Below are 17525 nucleotides of genomic sequence, written 5' to 3'. Positions count from 1 at the left end.
AAAATGGAATTTAACGAGAAACAGATTGATATTTTACTTGCAGCTGAGCGTCTTTTTGCAACAAAAGGGTTTGATGGGACTTCCGTGCGTGATATTGCCAACGAAGCGAATGTAAATGTTGCAATGATCAACTATTATTTTGGATCAAAGGACAAGTTGCTGGATACGTTTTTTGAGTGGCGTGTTCCTGATTTTATGATCAATGTGGATGAGTTGGCGCTTATTGACAATGCGCTGGACAAAATAGACGCGATGGTAGATCGATCAATTAAATCGATGAATTCGCATCGTAAGCTGTATCATATCATTACCATTGAAAGTTCACTAAAACAGCGGATGCTGATCTCTGAAGCATTCAGGAAGCTCAAATTGCATAACCTGGAGGTTATTTCTTCCGTGATCAATGAAGGTGTAGAACAGGGGGTGTTCAAAGGTGGATATGATCCAATTTTAATCCATTCGATGATGATGGGAACTTTTATGAATTTCCAAATGAATCATTGCTTTTTGCAAGATCAGTTGCATATCGATAACGATGAAGAATATGCAAATTATATAGAAACAACTTTAACAGAATTTATACAGACAACAATTAAAGCTTTATTGACATATGAAAAATAAGTTGGCCAATTTGAGTGCTTTATTGCTTTTAAGTCCCATGGGTTTGTTGGCACAGGACAACAAGCACATGACTTTGGAAGAAATAATTCACTTGGCCGCAAATCAAAGCGTGGAGGCGAAGTCTGCCGACACCAAGATATTGGGTAGGCAGCTCGAGGTGGAAACGGCCAAATCGAAACAACTTCCTGATGCAAAATTGAGTGGACAATACATGGCTATGACCACACCAAATGTGAATTTAAAGTTGGCTTTAGGTGAGGGGGGATCTGCTCCAGATATCGCTGCAAACCAATTGTGGTTAGGACAGGCTTCGGTGAGTATGCCAATCTATACCGGTGGCAGAATTAAGGGCGGCATTGATATTGCAAAGGATGTATTGAAAGCCGAGGAATACAATGCTGTAGCGAGCAAAGAACAATTGGCTATACGTGCAGTAAATCTTTATTTGAGTCTTTATAAGGCTCAGCAAACCAATTTGCTGATTGCTGAAAATATCAAGCAGTCGGAGCAACGTGTTTCGGATTTTAAAGCGATGTTGGATAATGGTTTGATCGCACGTAATGACTTATTAAAAGCAGAACTGCAGCTTTCAAACTATCAGGTTTCGCTTCAGGAAGCACAGAAAAATATCAAGGTGCTGAATTATCAATTGGCTAATTTCTTGAAAATTGATGAAGATACCCAACTGGATCAGATCAATTTGGGCGAAGTCACAGGTGTGGATTTGGGCTTAAAAGCATCATATGATGCAGCAAAAACCTCGCGCTCAGATCTAAAATCGATGGAATCGCAACGTTTGGTTGCTGAAGATCAGTTGAAAGTAACAAAAGCGGCTGCCATGCCAACTGTTGCTGCAACAGCTGGATACAATGCTTTTGGTCTTCAAAAGGTGGTTACCGTGACGAATGCTGCCATGGTTGGCATCGGCGTTTCTTACGATATCGGTTCGCTTTACAAAAATAAAAGAGAAGTGAATGTGGCAAAAAACCGTATCAAGGAAATTGATGAGCATATTGAATTATTAAATGACAAGGTAAAAGTGCAGGTTCAACAGGCCAATGAAAACTATATGCTGGCACAAAAGCAGGATGTGGTCTATCATCAGGCGGTGGATCAGGCTGTTGAAAATTATCGGATCACCAAAGATAAGTACGATAATGGTATCGCAGATACCGACGACTTGTTGACCGCAGACGTACAGCAGCTGCAAAGCAAGATCAATCTGGCAATCAGCAAAGCAAACACCATTGAAAAATATTACGACCTGCTGTTAGCAAATGGGTCTTTAAACATTAAATAGCAATTAATCTAGACATGGAAAATACAGTAGAAAACGCACCTGAAAAAAAAGGTACAAATAAAAAATTTACAATTGTTTTGGCTGCATTGGTCATCTTCGGAGGGGCTTATGGGGCGTATAAATATATGCATGGCCAGGCGCATGAGACTACAGACGATGCACAGGTGGAGAAAAACATGAGCCCGATCATTCCACGGGTGGGTGGTTTTATCGCTAAAGTCTATGTAAAGGACAATGATTTGGTTAAAAAAGGGGATACGTTATTTACCATTGAGAGTCAAGACTATCAGGTTCGTGTGGACGAGGCATTAGCAGCCTTGGCAGCAGCTCAAAGTAGCTTTGATGTTTCAAAGGCAGATGTATCTGCGTCTTCGGCTAATGTGGCGATCTCAGATGCAACGATCCAATCTAATTTAGGCAGCATCGATGCGGCACGTATTCGTGCTAAGCAAGCGAACAATGATTATATCCGCTACCAAAACTTATACAATAACCAGTCCATTACGAAACAGCAGTACGAGCAGGCATTGACTGCGAAATTGGAAGCCGACAAGCAGGTTGAAATTTTGCAACAGCAACGCAATGCCAGTGCGTCGCAACGTAATGCAATCGTCAGTAAGACTACAGTTGCTTCAAAACAAACTTCTGTTGCTGAGGCGAATATAAAAAGAGCGAATGCACAGCTTGAGGCGGCTAAATTGAACCTTTCTTATACCGCGGTACTGGCTTCTGTGGATGGTCAGGTATCCAACATTAAGGTTCAGCCTGGACAAATGGTCAATCCAGGTCAATCTTTATTCTACATTGTCGATAATATTGAAACTTGGGTAGTAGCCAACTTTAAAGAGACGCAATTGGAAAAAATGAAGCCTGGTCAAAAGGTGGGGATCAAAGTGGATGCTTATCCTAATATCGAATTTGAAGGTGAAGTAAATTCTTTCTCACCGGCGACAGGATCGCGTTTTTCTTTATTGCCGCCAGATAATGCGACTGGTAACTTTGTGAAGACTGTTCAGCGTTTACCTGTAAAAATCAAATTGACAAAAGACAATAAAGCAGAAAATGTGGCTTTGCTCAGACCGGGCATGAATGCTGACGTAGATGTGCATGTTCAATAACTATGGAAAATTTAAATCAACAAGATAGTCTGGTTGAATATGGTTTTCGACGTGTTGTAATCACGATTACAGCGGTGCTTTGTGCGCTGTTGGAAATCGTGGATACAACCATCGTCAACGTGGCTCTGAACGACATGAAAGGTTCGTTGGGGGCGACTTTGACAGATGTGGCATGGGTTATCACGGCTTACGCAATCGCCAACGTAATTGTGATTCCGATGACCAGCTGGTTGTCCCAACAATTTGGACGGAGAAATTACTTTGCTGCGTCTATTATCATATTCACAGTATCTTCATTTTTATGTGGTAACGCGACCAATATTTGGGAGCTTGTTGCATTTCGTTTTATACAAGGGATGGGCGGGGGAGCGTTGTTGGTAACAGCGCAGACCATTATTACAGAGAGTTATCCGAAAGAAAAACGTAGTATGGCTCAGGCTATCTATGGTATGGGGGTAATTATTGGTCCAACGCTAGGCCCACCGTTAGGTGGATATATTATCGATAATTTCTCCTGGCCATATATATTCTATATCAATGTGCCGTTAGGGATTATTGCGACCTTGTTGACCTTATCTTTTGTGCGCAGTCCTAAATATAGCCAAAAGCAATCTGCAAAGGAAGTGGATTGGTTTGGTATGATCTTTTTGATCATGTTTATTGGTTCCCTTCAGTTTGTATTGGAACATGGACAACAGGATGATTGGTTTGACGATCCCTTGATTTTAGGCTTATCAATCTTGTCTGTTTTCGGACTATTATTCTTTATATGGCGGGAATTGGTCTATGATAAACCCATTGTTAACTTGCGGGTATTGAAGGACAAGAATTTGCAGGTTGGTGTAGTGATGAGTTTTATTCTTGGTTTCGGCTTGTTTGGATCGACTTTTATTATTCCAATCTATACACAGTCGATATTGGGATGGACGGCCACAGACGCAGGTTTGTTATTGTTGCCAAGTTCAATCATGACCGGTATCATGATGCCTTTTATTGGGAAGATGATCCAAAATGGTGTTCCCCAAAAATATATGGTTGCCGTAGGACTAAGTATCTTTTTTGGCTTCTGTTTTTGGATGTACAGTCTCATGACCAATGATACGGGAGCAGAGCACATGTTTTGGCCCCTAATTCTCCGTGGAGTTGGCTTAGGATTGTTGTTCGTACCTGTCATGACACTCTCCCTATCGACATTACATGGTAAGTCAATCGGTGAAGGAGCTGCCTTTACAGGGATGATGCGCCAGCTGGGTGGTTCGTTTGGTATAGCCTTAATTACGACATTTATTGCCCGTGATAGCCAAAAACATCGCGTCGATCTGGTGGCTAATTTAGATCCAAGCAAGTTTGATGTGCAACAACGGGTGCAGCAATTGCAAATGAGCTTTCAGGCGAAAGGTTTTTCGCCCAATGAAGCTTTGGCCAAAGCACACCAGATACTCGATATGAGCGTGATGAAACAGGCTACTGTATTATCCTACATGGATGTGTTTTTATATCTGGGTGTGGTATTTTTGCTGTGTGTCCCCTTTGTTTTAATGATCAAACAAGGAAAGACGCAGATCGATATGTCCAGTGTGCATTAGCATTTAAATAGTCCGGTAAGCTGGTATCACGGTGACTTGTCAGTAAAGTACTGGTTATCGTTCAGTCAGAAGTCCTCAAAAAGTGTTTAGCTTTTTGAGGATTTTTTTGTGCATTTTCTTTTGCGATAGAAAAGTCCTTAAGGTTGGCGTTTGGTCTTGTCTAAACAGGAGCAAGCATACCTTTGATCAATTGAAAAACCATAAATTGAAAAACCTGATTTAAAATTGATTGTTTAATAATAAAGAGTTTGAAAGAATTTATCTTTTGGCATCAGAAAAGACGAATCTTATCAAATAGCGACTCAGGTAGATTGTTTGTCTTTAAAATAGCAAATGGATGTATACGGAAAAACTTAATTTTTTGGCATTTATCATTCCCTTATTTTTAATTCTGATGGTGTTGGAATATGGGTATAGCCTCAAAAAACAGAAACGTTTTTATTCTTTTGATGAATCGATCTCAAATCTTAATGTTGGTATCGTTGAGCGTATGTGTGATATGTTTTCCGTTAGTTTATTTTACTTTTTTTTCGTTTGGGTGTATCAAAATTTTGCGATATTTCACATTGAAGCTAATGTTTGGACCTGGGTTATACTTTTCCTATTTACAGATTTTCTCTGGTACTGGTATCATCGCTATAGCCATGAAATAAACCTATTGTGGGCTGCGCACGTTGTACATCACCAAAGTGAAGATTATAACTTTACGGTGGCGGCCCGGATCACCATATTTCAAGCCGTTTTCCGTTCGCTATTTTGGGCTTTTATCCCCCTTTTGGGGTTCCCGCCCTTTATGATGACCGCTATTCTGTTGATTCATGGCGTATATCCATTTTTCTCCCATACGCAGACTGTTGGAAATTTGGGTATTTTGGAGCGGCTATTTGTAACGCCTTCCCATCATCGGGTGCATCATAGCAGCAACGAAATCTATCTGGATAAGAATTATGGGGATATCCTGATTATTTGGGATAAGCTGTTTGGAACATTTATATCGGAACAAAAGGAGGAGCCTTGTGTCTATGGGCTCACAAAGCCCATTCACCGCTATACTTTTCTATGGCAGCATTTTCATTATTTATTTGAAATTGGTTTGTCATTTAAGCGGGCGAAAGGATTTGGGAACAAAATGCGGACTATATTCGGTAAGCCTGACGATATACAGCCTGAAATTCGCGAAGAACTGGAAGAGCGCATATTTGCCGGAGCTAAGCCGCAAGTTCATGCGCAGGCGTTAAGCCGCTATATCTTTTTTCAGTCCATGTTGACGATGACACTTCTTTTTTTCTTTCTGCTTTATGGTAATTATCAGCAACTGATACAACTCGTTATTGGCGGGGGATTTATTCTTTGTAGTGTTATTTGTATTGGAGGACTTCTAGAACATGAAGACTGGGTTTTTCCACTTGAGATGCTGCGGTTATTCTTATTACTACTGTATATTGGTCTAACTTTTTATTCACCATTGGGACTTGTTTTGGTAGGATGTTTCGCTTTGATTCAATTGATTTTTTATCGACCGTTAGCAGTTCGCTATAAAAAAGTTTTGCGTCTTGAAAGACGTTGAATTTATCCGTATGAGTTCTTGTCGTTGGAAGTAAGCATCTATTGTTTCATATTTCATCATTTAATTGATCTTTTATCTGTATAGCAAGCAAGCAAGCAAGCAAGCAAGTAAGTTCTATAAACAATGCCTTTTGAAGAGCTTTCCGCGTGGATGACAGAAGCAGTCAACTTGATGCGGTATTACGTTCAATTATTTATCTGCTGCTGTAATTAAGTCTGCAAATGATTGGCAATAGGATCTGGCCATAATATCCCAGCTATATTGTTTTAGGGTATTCTGTTTAAATTGTAGGCTTAGCTTTTTATAGTGGACTGGATCTTCTAAAATGGCTTGAAGTTGTTCGATCCATGCGTTTTGGTTTTCGCTTGGCAGGAGAAGCCCATTGTAATTGTGTGTAACGGCGCTTGTAATTCCTTCTAATTCGGCGGCAACAACAATTGTGCCTGCTGTGGAAGCTTCTAGGCAGACGAGCCCAAAGCCTTCCATATCACCGGCCATTTCAATATTGGGCATCAAAAAGGCCTGTGCGTTGGTCAGGAGGCTTTGCAGTTGTTCGAATGGAACTTTTCCAAGATGTTCAATTTTTTCGGGGTATGCTTTCAGTAATTTTCGGATGGCCCCTTGATCGGTGGGAAATCCGAGGAACAAGGTGATTAAATGATTTATCTTTTTTGGTGTAAGCTGCAATAGGCGTTCTTTCCATTGCGGTTTTTGATCGAATGGCCCCACCATTAGTAATTTGAAATCGCCCTGAATCGCGGGGATGACATGTTTCATCAACCACGAGAAGCCCTTTCGCTTAACAGGGCGTCCCAAAGTGATAAAATAGGGCCTGCTTTCGCAGGTTGGTTCATTGTTTTGAGTGGAGCAGTGTATCGGATCTACACCGTTGGGTATAACAATGATTTTGGATGGATCGATACCGCGTAACTGTGCGGCGTCGGCGGTGGCTTGGCTAACGGCAATAAGCTGATCAAAAGTGTTAAACCGCGGTATAATCTTACGTTGAAAATAACGAAGTGGAAAAACGATATCCAGACCGTGAAGCGTGACAGCACGTTTTAAATGGGTATATCCTTTGTGAAAAGAGGCGAAGGACGCAATTAATCCATCATTAAAGTGGATAAGCTTGATGCCGGGGTTATCGTTAATTTTGGCTAGAATGCGGCGATTCAGTAGGAAGAAGAAGGCTAAAAGAGGTTCCCTATTGTCATAGACTAAGGTGTGTACCTTCAAGTAAAGAGCCGCAGTATTGATCAGTTCAAAGCTTTGTTTTTCCATACCGCCAACACTTGGGGGATATTTGTGGCTGACAAAAAGTATTTCTATTTCAGAGGGGTACATGTACTGGTTTCTTTTTGATGCATAGATAAAATATAAAACCCAGTGCTACCCAGGTGAGCTGTCGGCCGCGACGTAATAATGAAGCACTGAGCCAAATACTACCTCCTGTAATACCGATCATATGGAGTAGGAGCTTATTGGCGATTTCTTCAATACCCAGTTGTCCTGGAATAAAAGCACCGATGCTTTTTAGCACAATGACGCTCATATCTACTATTAAACCATGTATTGGTTGTACTGAAACACCCAAAAATTTTAGAATATAATAGAATTCAAGGCTGCCAATAATCCAATGTAGTGCAAAAAGTAAGTAAGAATACCAAAAAACCTTATTTTGATGTTTATAAAAGTCTTTTACACTCCAAAGTAGTGACTGAACATGCGCTTGTGTTTTTCCAAAAGGTGTTGCTGTTGAAGCCTTGGTTTGTGAGGGACTTTTTGCAGCTATTAACCAGTAAAGTATCAAGATCATCAAAAGAAATAAGAACATACAGATCATATAAATTACTGGGCCTGCGTAGCGTATAATTTCATTTTTTAAAGGAGAAAATATCAACCAAATCATAGCAATCAAAAAGAGTGTCAATTGAGACAGTACGGCAGTAATACGGGATATTGCAACCGAATTCAATCCTTCTTTTAAAGGAATGTCATAACGGGTTATCAATTGTGCCTTTAATAAATCGCCACCGATAATGCTGGTGGGATTGAATAGTCCAACGGTTTCCCCGATTTGACGGACGGCAAAGAGTTCGAGCAGATTGACCTTCTTTTTTGCAGGGCCTAAACATATCCACCAAGCTAATGTACCTAAAAAATAGGCCGCGCAAGTTGTAAACAAAATAACGATGAAGCGATAACCAACAGAGGAGAGCTCTTTTTTCAACGCATTTAAATCGCTTTTCGCTAAAAAGATCGTGATGGACGCCAGAATCAAAAGTAAAAAAACACCTTTGATGAGTTGGCTTGGGTTTGTTAATTTGCCCATGCCAAATCGACTTCCTGTGTTTTGTCTATTAATAGTTCAATGTCATTAAAATAGCGTCCAGCTAGTCTATTCCAATCCAGTTGCCCAACATAGGATAGACCTTCAATGACGAGATTCTTTTTTAAGCTTGCGTCGGAGAGAATTTTTTTGAGGTAGTAAACATATCCAGCCGCATTTTCAGGTTGACACTTAAATCCATTTTTTCCGTGCTGAATCAAGGAGGCCGAGCCTCCGCCGTTGGCGATAACACAAGGAAGTCCGGATGCTAATGCTTCGACGACGACGTTTCCATACGTTTCTGAGACCGACGGAAAAACAAAGGCATCGGCCGAAGCATATAAAATTGCGAGCTCATCATGGCTTTTCTTTCCTAAGAAAATAGCTTTAGGCATCTCTTGCATCGCAATTATTTTGGCTGTTCCTTCACCGACAACAATGAAATTATAGTCGAGGTTTTGAGCCTGTATCTGTTGATAGATTTCAATAAGCGTTTTAATATTTTTTTCCCAGACGATACGACTGACAAAAAGGATTGTTGGTTTGTCATTCTTTGTGATGGTCTGCAGTTGAGATAGATTCTTTTTTTGGGGGTTAAACAGAGCTGTGTCTATTCCTCTTTGCCACAGTTTTAATCCTTCTTGTTGTAAGCCGATCTGCTGTAATTCATTTAGAATGGATTTGGTCGGTACATAGACAATATCACATTTGTTGTAAAAGTTATTCATTGCTTTTTTCATCCATTGTTCAGTCGGTTTGACTAAGGGTAATATGTTTTTGAAATAATAGGCAATGTATGAAATGAAGTGTGTATGATAGATTGTAAGGACAGGAATACCTTTCCGTTTGGCATAATTCAATGCAAAAAAACCTAAAAGGGAAGGAGTTGCAATATGGATCATGTCGGGAGCAAATTTATCTAAAGCGAGCTCAAGTTTCTTTTTAATAAGCTGTGGAATAGCGAGACAATAATCGTCATTGACCGGTATTTTGAATGTGGGAACCTTGTAAGAATGGAAATTTCGAAATTGCGTAGGGCCGCCGCCATAAATAAAGAAATAGTTGAATTTCTGCTGGTCTATACGGTTTATCAGCTGAAACATTGTCCGTGATGCACCGTCAAAATCCTCGACGAGTATCTCTGTAAAGAAGGCTACCTTTCTCATGTTATTCTTATTAGGGGTTGTATAAAAATAGTTGAAAGCTGTAACCCCTATGCTATGCAGGTATTAACCTTTTGTCATTATAGTGTTTATAAATTATTAGTTTTTAATGATTTGTGCATGATTATTAAAAGTAGAATTAATTGAATATGATAATAGAGCTAATGTTGGTGGAGTACCTTTGGAGTGAACAAAATATTCAGTCCATGCTATTAGATCTATTGTTCGAAAAAAAAATTAGACCCAAGGGTTTTCGAAAGATTGTCATCTTATTTATTTGTGCGTCTGCCGGTGTTATGTTGGGTTTTAAGTTGAAGCCAAAACAACAGCCGAAGTTTAGTAATTCGGTGTATGCAGCTATGCCGGAGGCGACATACGGAAAGCTAAATTTGTTAACATACAATATAGCTGGCCTTCCTGAATTGATTTCCAGTGCTGTAACCGAGCGGTCTTCCAGTATTACGTCGATCGGCAATCGGATCAATGCGTTTGATATTGTCAATGTACAGGAGGACTTTAACTACAACAAGTTTCTTTACAGCGAAAATAAGCATAGCTACCGAACGGCAAATATGGGTGGAGTACCTTTTGGGGACGGGCTGAGTACACTTTCAAAATATCCGATCGTAGAGTTTGAGCGAATAAGCTGGACCGATTGCAATGGTGCAGATTGTCTGACGCCTAAAGGCTTTTCTTATGCTCGAATTCAATTGGCCAAGGCAGTATTTATTGATGTTTATAATGTACATGCTACAGCGCAGGATGATCAGAATGCAACGATTGCCCGGCAGAAGAATATAAATCAGCTAAAAGCCTATATCAAAAAGTATTCGGCTGGCAGACCACTTTTGATTATGGGTGACTTTAATGCACATTATGCTTACGAGCTGGATAACATCGGTTCTTTTCAGAAGGACTTAGGTTTGGTAGATGCATGGGTAAGTTTACGCAACAAAGGTGATATTCCTGCGCATCAAGCGAACTTTGAAGCGAAAACGGCGTTGGAGTTAACAGAGGATTGTGAAGGTATTGATAAAATCTACTATCGCAACGATCATCATTTGCTATTTGAGGCAAAGAATTATCAGGTTCAAAAAAAGCTTTTTCAAAACGAAAAGGGCCAAGATTTATCCGATCATTGTGCAGTGTCCTTACAATTAGGCTGGCGTATTGTCAAACCGTCGGTTCAGTAAAATAAAAACTTTCTCAATTCTTTCATATCAATCGCGATTAGCACTGAACCCCTCAGTGCTTTTTTAATGGACATCAAAAAAGCCCCATAAAATGAATTATGGAGCCTTTATTAAATTGGGATAAATTATCTTATTTATTTATACATTTCTTCACGTTGTGCTTTCACTACATCGCTATTAATGTATTCATCGTAAGTCATCAATTTGTCGATGATACCTTTCGGCGTCAATTCGATGATTCTATTGGCAACAGTTTCAGTCAATTCGTGGTCACGGGATGTGAACAACATGGATCCTTTAAAATCAGACATTCCATTGTTCAATGCAGTGATAGATTCCAAGTCCAAGTGATTGGTTGGTTCATCGAAGATCAGGAAGTTGGCACCTTGAAGCATCATACGGGAGAACATACAGCGCATTTTTTCTCCTCCCGAAAGCACAGATACTTTCTTCATAACCTCTTCACCGGAAAATAACATTTTCCCCAAAAATCCCCGTATAAACTGTTCATCTGCTTCTGGGTTAGTTGTATATTCTCTCAACCAATCAACCAAATTATCACTTTTTCCTTCAAAGAACGCGGCATTTTCAATCGGCATATCGGCAGGAGTGATGGTAACGCCCCATTTGAATTCGCCGCCGAAATCGGTGTCTTTACCAGTGATAATATCGTAAAATGCTGTGGTAACCAATGAATTTGGACCTAGAACAGCGATTTTATCGCCTTTATTAATCATAAACGTGATATCCTTAAAGAATACCTCGCCATTGACCGTTTTGCTTAATCCTTCAACTTGTAGCGTTTGATCTCCTGGTTCACGATTCATGGTATTGAACATGATGGCAGGATATTTACGGTTGGATGGTTTAATCTCGTCAATATTGATCTTATCCAAGGCTTTTTTACGAGACGTAGCCTGTTTGGATTTGGAAGCATTGGCAGAGAACCGACGGATAAATTCCTGGAGTTCTTTTACTTTATCTTCCATCTTCTTGTTTTGATCAGAACGTTGCTTTAACGCTAATTGAGAAGATTCGTACCAGAATGAGTAGTTACCCGTATAGATTGTCATCTTACCAAAATCAATATCCACTGTATGCGTACATACAGCATCCAAGAAGTGACGGTCGTGGGATACAACGAGGACGATTGCTTCGTAACTCGCTAAAAAATCCTCTAACCATGCAATGGTATTAATATCCAAATCATTGGTAGGCTCATCGAGAATCAAAATATCGGGTTTACCGAATAATGCTTGCGCTAAAAGTACGCGTACTTTTTGGTTACCGTCGATTTCAGATACCAACTTATAATGTAGTTCTTCTTTAATACCCAAACTGCTCAATAAAGTTGCGGCATTTGATTCGGCATTCCATCCATCCATTTCAGCAAAAAGACTTTCCAATTCGCCGGCACGTTCGCCGTCGGCATCAGAGAAATCCTCTTTCATGTAAATGGCATCTTTCTCTTTCATGATTTTGTAAAGCTCTTGGTTACCCATCATGACAGTTTCAAGAACAGTAAACTCGTCGAAAGCATAGTGATCCTGACTTAAAACAGACATGCGTTCGCCTGGCGTGAATGCCACTGAACCTGTCGAAGGATCAACTTCCCCTGAGATAATTTTTAAGAAAGTAGATTTACCTGCTCCATTAGCGCCAATAATACCGTAACAGTTTCCAGGTGTGAATTTTAGATTGACATCTTCGAATAGTACACGTTTACCAAAACGAAGGGAGAGATTTGACACATTAATCATGCTGCAAAGATACGTTTTAATATTGTATTTTTAACTATTTACGGTGATCAGTTTCAGGAGAAATTGCGGAGAGTAATGTTGGGGAAATCAACTGTTTTTAGCTTCTTTTGAAAACCTGTATGGTCTGAAATTTCAAAGGATGAAGAGGATCTTGAAATGACGTGTGAAATCCGGCAATGTGTGCAAACAATGAATTAATAAATTATAAATATTGTGTTGGTGATTTAAATTGGCTTCTTTTTTGTGGACAAGAGCTGAAATGAAATCAATTATGAAAAGAAATAGAATAACCGGTGTCGTTATACTTACAGTTGCTTTTTTATTTAATATCCAAGGAGCCTCGGCTCAATTTGGAGGGCTATTGGATAAGGCAAGCAAAGCCGTTGCTTCCAAGGGAAGCAAAATGTTGGGTTTGGATAAACTGCTAAAGGAACCAGAAGCGATTAGTACAAGTTTTGAAGATGTGAATAGGAAGGGGGAGCAAATGCCCGATTTTCAAAATACGGCTGTTTATAAACCTTTAGAAAATTTGCAAAAGAATGGCAATGATGGTTACTTATTGGAGGCTGGACATTTTGAAATGACCAATAAGAGCTATTGCTTGAAAGCAGGTACTTATGCGCCTTCGAAAGGTGATGGATATATGTATGCACCTACATTGGGCAAGAAGAGAGAAGTAGTCATTGCAATTTTGAAAAGTGCTGAAAAGCACCCGGAAGTTGCACAATCTGACATACAGATGCTATTGTGGACGATCATAGCGAAGACAAAATTTATTGATTATTCGGGTCCGGTGAAAGAGACAGCCTTAAAATTGCTTACAGCTGAACAAATTTTGCATTTGGAAGGTGGTGCGCTCGGCGTTTTGCCATTCGATGTTGTCCAAAAGGCAAAAGACCAAATGCCTCCTGCAGTACAGACAATCTTTGAAGCGGAAAATAATATTCGGCAGCTCGTTTCCTCAGGAAACTATTCGTACGCTGATTTTGAACAATATGCAATCTTAGCTGGTATGGCTGAACCTCGTACGGACGTGCCAAGTGGTATTTGGACGCTTCACCCCGATGGTTATTATGTTCGCTATTTTCCAAGTGGTTATGCGATTACCAAAGTTCAGGTGTATGTCCCTCAAGAGTTGATTACAAAATTGAATGGCAAGAAGCTTGTATACGATGCAACAGACGATATTGCATGTCCGGCAAATACGGGATCGCAACGATTAGCACAAACGAATGAACCGATTCGGGATTAAGATGTGAGGCATTGAAAGGTCGATAGGAAAGAGAAGGGTATAAAGAGGAAATTTAATGAATAAGGGAGATCTACTGATCTCCCTTATTCATTAAATTTCCTCTTTTGCCTCCTGTATAATATATAAACAATGACAATAATAGCGATGATTGCTAAAATAATGTAATGGGAACCTGAATGTTGGGTTTTATCCTCTGTCGTCTGCGCATATGTAAAATTTGCCACGAAAAGAAGTACCATGAAAATCCACTTCTTGCACATAATAAACGGTTTATTAACTATAGTAGCAAGCTAAGTATTTTTTGCAACAAAGCCAAATTATTTCATTAAAAAATGACAAAGCTTTTTATAAAAATTTAATGTATAATGTCTGTTTCTCCCATTTGATTTGTTAGGTTCGAAAAATAAAAAAGGGTAGCTACATTGGATATAGCCCGGGATATCGTCGCTCGAATTCGGTAAATGGTCCTAAAAATCGTATCTTGTGAACCTTTGTAAGCGTTTTTAGATATTCAAATCATGTCAAAACTTATCAATTTAACTGTCTTTAGAGAATTCTTAAAATCCAGCTTTGCAGGTGGAATTATACTTTTTTCCTGTGTTATTCTAGCATTGATCGTTGCAAATACACCTTTGTATGCCAGTGTAATGGAATTCCTGAACAAGGAAGTAGGCTTTGAGAGCGATCATGTTCATTTAAAATATTCGTGGTTATTGTGGCTCAACGATGGTTTGATGGCTATTTTCTTTTTACTGGTGGGGCTCGAGATAAAACGTGAAATTGTAGAGGGTGAACTCTCATCGCCAAGTAAAGCAATCCTGCCCATTTTGGCTGCGGTTGGTGGGGCACTTTTGCCAGCCATCATTTATTTTGTATTAAATCAGGGAACCAATACGGCAAACGGCTGGGGTATCCCTATGGCGACGGATATTGCATTTGCTTTAGCTGTTATCACGCTTCTGGGAAATAAGGTTCCTGCCAGTCTTAAAATCTTTTTGGCTGCTCTGGCCATTGTTGATGACTTACTTGCCATTTTGGTCATTGCGATCTTTTATAGCAATGGTATTCATGCGACCTATTTATTTATTGCTTTAGGCATCTTTCTGTTTTTGATCGTGTTGAATAAACTGGGCGTTAAAGCGATATGGGCTTACCTTATTCCGGGTCTATTTATTTGGTACTTTGTTCACCACTCGGGAATTCATGCAACAATAGCTGGCGTGTTGGTGGCTATGACGTTACCAACAACACCGGATGCGGAAGAATCTCCCCTGGAAAAATTGGAGCATCTATTGACCAAACCCGTCAATTTTATTATCATTCCGCTGTTTGCATTTGCGAATACGCTTATTCCAATCCATGGGGAAATGATTGGTGGTTTGACTTCAAAATTGGGGATTGGTATTATCTTTGGTCTTATCGCTGGTAAATCAATTGGTATATTTTTGATCTGTTATATTGCGAAGAAGTTGAAGATTGCGCAATTACCGGAAGGGGCTGGCTGGAAACAGATTTTTGGAGTAGGCTTATTGGGGGGAATCGGTTTCACGATGTCGATCTTCATCTCGATACTGTCTTTTGATGATAGCATGCTGATTGAAGAGGCCAAGTTCGCGGTTCTGATCGCTTCTTTATGTGCCGGCCTGCTAGGCTACGTCGTTTTGAGCGCTGTGTCAGCTGCAAAGAAAACAGGGGTTATTGATTAGATTTTGAATAGATAGCAGTCGAAGGTTAAAGATTAATCCTATTTGGGCATCTATTTGAAAGCGGATAACGAGCTATAGGTATTAATTTTAGACTTTTATGAATTAGATTTAGTAATTTAGGGCACAACAATAAAAACAATACGTTGAGATTTGATGAATTTGGCTTTGTTCCGGCTTTGGAAGAAGGTTTAGAAAGTATGATGTTTGAGGAGGCTACGCCGATCCAAGAACAGACCATCCCGATTATTAAAGAGGGAAAAGATATGATTGCCTGTGCACAGACAGGTACAGGTAAAACAGCAGCTTATATGTTGCCGATCCTCGATGCAATAGCACGGAATTCAAGGGAATCTATCCTCGCTATTATCCTTGTTCCGACCCGGGAACTTGCTATGCAAATTGACCAGCAGATTATGGGCATGTCTTATTATACGGGTGCAACATCCATAGCCATTTATGGTGGTGGTGATGGTATGGGGTATGAACAGCAAAAACGGGCCATACGAGAGGGGGTAAATATTATTGTTGCTACTCCGGGAAGGTTGATAAGCCATCTTACCTCCATGAAGATTGATCTCTCTCATTTAAAGCACTTTGTTTTGGATGAAGCCGATAGTATGCTGGATATGGGATTTCAAGACGATATTTTACGTATTGTAAGTTATCTACCGAAGAAAAAGCAGATGCTTTTGTTTTCGGCGACGATGCCGATGAAGATCAGATCTTTTGCCCGAAAAATTCTGCAAGAGCCTGTGGAAGTTAATATTGCCATTTCTAAACCTTCGGAAGGGATAGATCAACGTTTATATCTTGCGTATGATCAACAGAAAATGGAGCTTCTGAAGAATATACTGAAGGATCCGAACTATGTATCTGTTATTATTTTTGCGTCCCAAAAAACTACGGTCAAACTTCTCGCTCAGGAATTACAGAAGCAGGGGATTGATGCGGAGGGTTTCCATTCGGATCTCGAGCAGTCGAAACGGGAAGATATCATGGCTAGATTCCGGTCTCGTCAGGTACGGGTACTGGTAGGGACAGATGTGATATCTCGCGGTATCGATGTGGTGGGGATCAGTTTGGTCGTTAATTACGATGTTCCACCGGATCCGGAAGACTACGTACACCGTATTGGACGTACGGCACGGGCAGCAACTACAGGAACAGCCATTACCTTTGTCAATGAGAAAGACCAAAACCGTTTCGCTCAGATCGAGAATTTAATAGGTTATCCGATTGAACAACTTCCATTGCCAGAGGGGTTTGAAGCGGGACCTACTTACAATCCTGCCAAAAAGAATCCACAGCATAAGAAGAAGCGTTTCAATAGGAATAAAAATAAAAACTATCAGAAAGCTAAAAGAGCCTGATTTTAAAATAAAAAGCCCCCATATGAGAAAAATATGGGGGCTTTGTATTTGAGTATATATTGTATTTAACTTTTATTCAACAGTCCATACGGCTAATTCATATCCATCAGGATCCTGGAACTGAAATCTTTTTCCTCCGGGAAAGCTAAAAATATCTTTTAATATGGTCCCGCCAGCACGGATAACCTGATCACGCGTAGCCTGTAGATCGTCGGCATAGATAACGACGAGAATACTGCCATTTCTGGGGTCACCAAGTGTAAAACCACCATCAACATATTTTCCGCCAAAAGCCGTATATGCTGGTCCGTAATCCGTAAACTCCCAACCGAAACTCGTTGAGTAGAATGCTTTGGCACGTTCAAGGTCGCTTGATACAAACTCAAGGTATTGGATCTGCTGGTTGACAAATTTGTTTTCTGTACTGCTATTGCTCATAACGGAACTATCTATTTAATGTATATATAATAAATTGCTTGACCGGTTGTGCCGGTTTTGGAATTAAAACCCGAATCGTTTCATAAATATAATGCTTTGTTGAAAATGACACACATTTTTCT

Annotated in this window: 14 protein-coding genes; 9 read left to right on the top strand and 5 right to left on the bottom strand. The window is 39.9% G+C overall.

Translation table 11 applies throughout. The features are described 5' to 3' along the window. Positions 1 to 3: 3 nt before the first annotated feature. The 5 genes from B2O97_RS06110 to B2O97_RS06090 all read left to right on the top strand — a co-directional run bounded on the left by B2O97_RS06110 (position 4) and on the right by B2O97_RS06090 (position 6192). Positions 4 to 621 (top strand): TetR/AcrR family transcriptional regulator, encoded by a 618-nt coding sequence (locus tag B2O97_RS06110; RefSeq protein ID WP_070565512.1) that lies wholly within the window; start codon positions 4 to 6, stop codon positions 619 to 621. Then, positions 611 to 1921: a TolC family protein gene (locus tag B2O97_RS06105; RefSeq protein WP_112376165.1), complete on the top strand. Its 1311-nt coding sequence runs from the start codon at positions 611 to 613 to the stop codon at positions 1919 to 1921. The genes B2O97_RS06110 and B2O97_RS06105 overlap by 11 nt, the downstream gene beginning before the upstream one ends. 14 nt (positions 1922 to 1935) lie before the next feature. Then, the gene (locus tag B2O97_RS06100; protein WP_070565508.1) at positions 1936 to 3039 is read left to right on the top strand and encodes an HlyD family secretion protein; all 1104 of its coding nucleotides are present in this window, start codon (positions 1936 to 1938) and stop codon (positions 3037 to 3039) included. A gap of 2 nt (positions 3040 to 3041) precedes the next feature. Next, positions 3042 to 4625: an MDR family MFS transporter gene (locus B2O97_RS06095; RefSeq protein ID WP_070565506.1), complete on the top strand. Its 1584-nt coding sequence runs from the start codon at positions 3042 to 3044 to the stop codon at positions 4623 to 4625. 337 nt (positions 4626 to 4962) lie between these two features. Then, positions 4963 to 6192, top strand: coding sequence for a sterol desaturase family protein (locus B2O97_RS06090; RefSeq protein ID WP_286767125.1), 1230 nt, complete (start codon positions 4963 to 4965; stop codon positions 6190 to 6192). A gap of 189 nt (positions 6193 to 6381) precedes the next feature. On the opposite strand, the gene B2O97_RS06085 is transcribed toward B2O97_RS06090, so the two are convergent. The 3 genes from B2O97_RS06085 to B2O97_RS06075 are packed head-to-tail and all read right to left on the bottom strand — an operon-like array spanning position 6382 to position 9687. After that, a complete protein-coding gene (locus tag B2O97_RS06085; protein ID WP_236560225.1) occupies positions 6382 to 7473 on the bottom strand; it encodes a glycosyltransferase family 4 protein in 1092 nt (363 codons plus the stop codon). A 49-nt stretch (positions 7474 to 7522) separates the two neighbouring features. Beyond that, positions 7523 to 8524, bottom strand: a complete 1002-nt coding sequence (locus B2O97_RS06080) for a lysylphosphatidylglycerol synthase transmembrane domain-containing protein (protein WP_115045731.1) — start codon at positions 8522 to 8524, stop codon at positions 7523 to 7525. After that, positions 8512 to 9687, bottom strand: a complete 1176-nt coding sequence (locus tag B2O97_RS06075) for a glycosyltransferase family 4 protein (RefSeq protein WP_046674539.1) — start codon at positions 9685 to 9687, stop codon at positions 8512 to 8514. Before B2O97_RS06075 ends, B2O97_RS06080 begins: the two co-directional genes overlap by 13 nt. A 146-nt stretch (positions 9688 to 9833) precedes the next feature. On the opposite strand from B2O97_RS06075, the gene B2O97_RS06070 reads away from it, so the two are divergent. Further along, positions 9834 to 10877, top strand: a complete 1044-nt coding sequence (locus B2O97_RS06070) for an endonuclease/exonuclease/phosphatase family protein (RefSeq protein WP_115045734.1) — start codon at positions 9834 to 9836, stop codon at positions 10875 to 10877. 134 nt (positions 10878 to 11011) lie between these two features. Here the strand turns inward: B2O97_RS06070 and B2O97_RS06065 are convergent, their stop codons facing one another. After that, the gene (locus B2O97_RS06065) at positions 11012 to 12637 is read right to left on the bottom strand and encodes an ABC-F family ATP-binding cassette domain-containing protein (RefSeq protein ID WP_286767124.1); all 1626 of its coding nucleotides are present in this window, start codon (positions 12635 to 12637) and stop codon (positions 11012 to 11014) included. A 271-nt stretch (positions 12638 to 12908) separates the two neighbouring features. On the opposite strand from B2O97_RS06065, the gene B2O97_RS06060 reads away from it, so the two are divergent. The 3 genes from B2O97_RS06060 (at position 12909) to B2O97_RS06050 (ending at position 16965) form a co-directional block, all read left to right on the top strand. Further along, positions 12909 to 13889: a hypothetical protein gene (locus B2O97_RS06060; protein WP_115045738.1), complete on the top strand. Its 981-nt coding sequence runs from the start codon at positions 12909 to 12911 to the stop codon at positions 13887 to 13889. A 518-nt stretch (positions 13890 to 14407) separates the two neighbouring features. Then, positions 14408 to 15595 carry a Na+/H+ antiporter NhaA gene (gene nhaA, locus B2O97_RS06055; RefSeq protein ID WP_070565493.1) on the top strand — a complete coding sequence of 396 codons (1188 nt, stop codon included), beginning with the start codon at positions 14408 to 14410 and terminating at the stop codon, positions 15593 to 15595. A gap of 143 nt (positions 15596 to 15738) precedes the next feature. Further along, positions 15739 to 16965, top strand: coding sequence for a DEAD/DEAH box helicase (locus B2O97_RS06050; protein WP_286767123.1), 1227 nt, complete (start codon positions 15739 to 15741; stop codon positions 16963 to 16965). 72 nt (positions 16966 to 17037) lie between these two features. Here B2O97_RS06050 and B2O97_RS06045 read toward each other — a convergent pair whose 3' ends face one another. Further along, positions 17038 to 17403 (bottom strand): VOC family protein, encoded by a 366-nt coding sequence (locus B2O97_RS06045; RefSeq protein WP_046674543.1) that lies wholly within the window; start codon positions 17401 to 17403, stop codon positions 17038 to 17040. Positions 17404 to 17525: the final 122 nt, after the last annotated feature.

The sequence above is a fragment of the Sphingobacterium sp. UBA865 genome (assembly GCF_002295765.1).
Lineage (GTDB): Bacteria > Bacteroidota > Bacteroidia > Sphingobacteriales > Sphingobacteriaceae > Sphingobacterium > Sphingobacterium multivorum.
The sequence above is the reverse complement of the archived record's forward strand: the minus strand, read 5'-3'. Positions and strand labels throughout refer to the sequence as shown.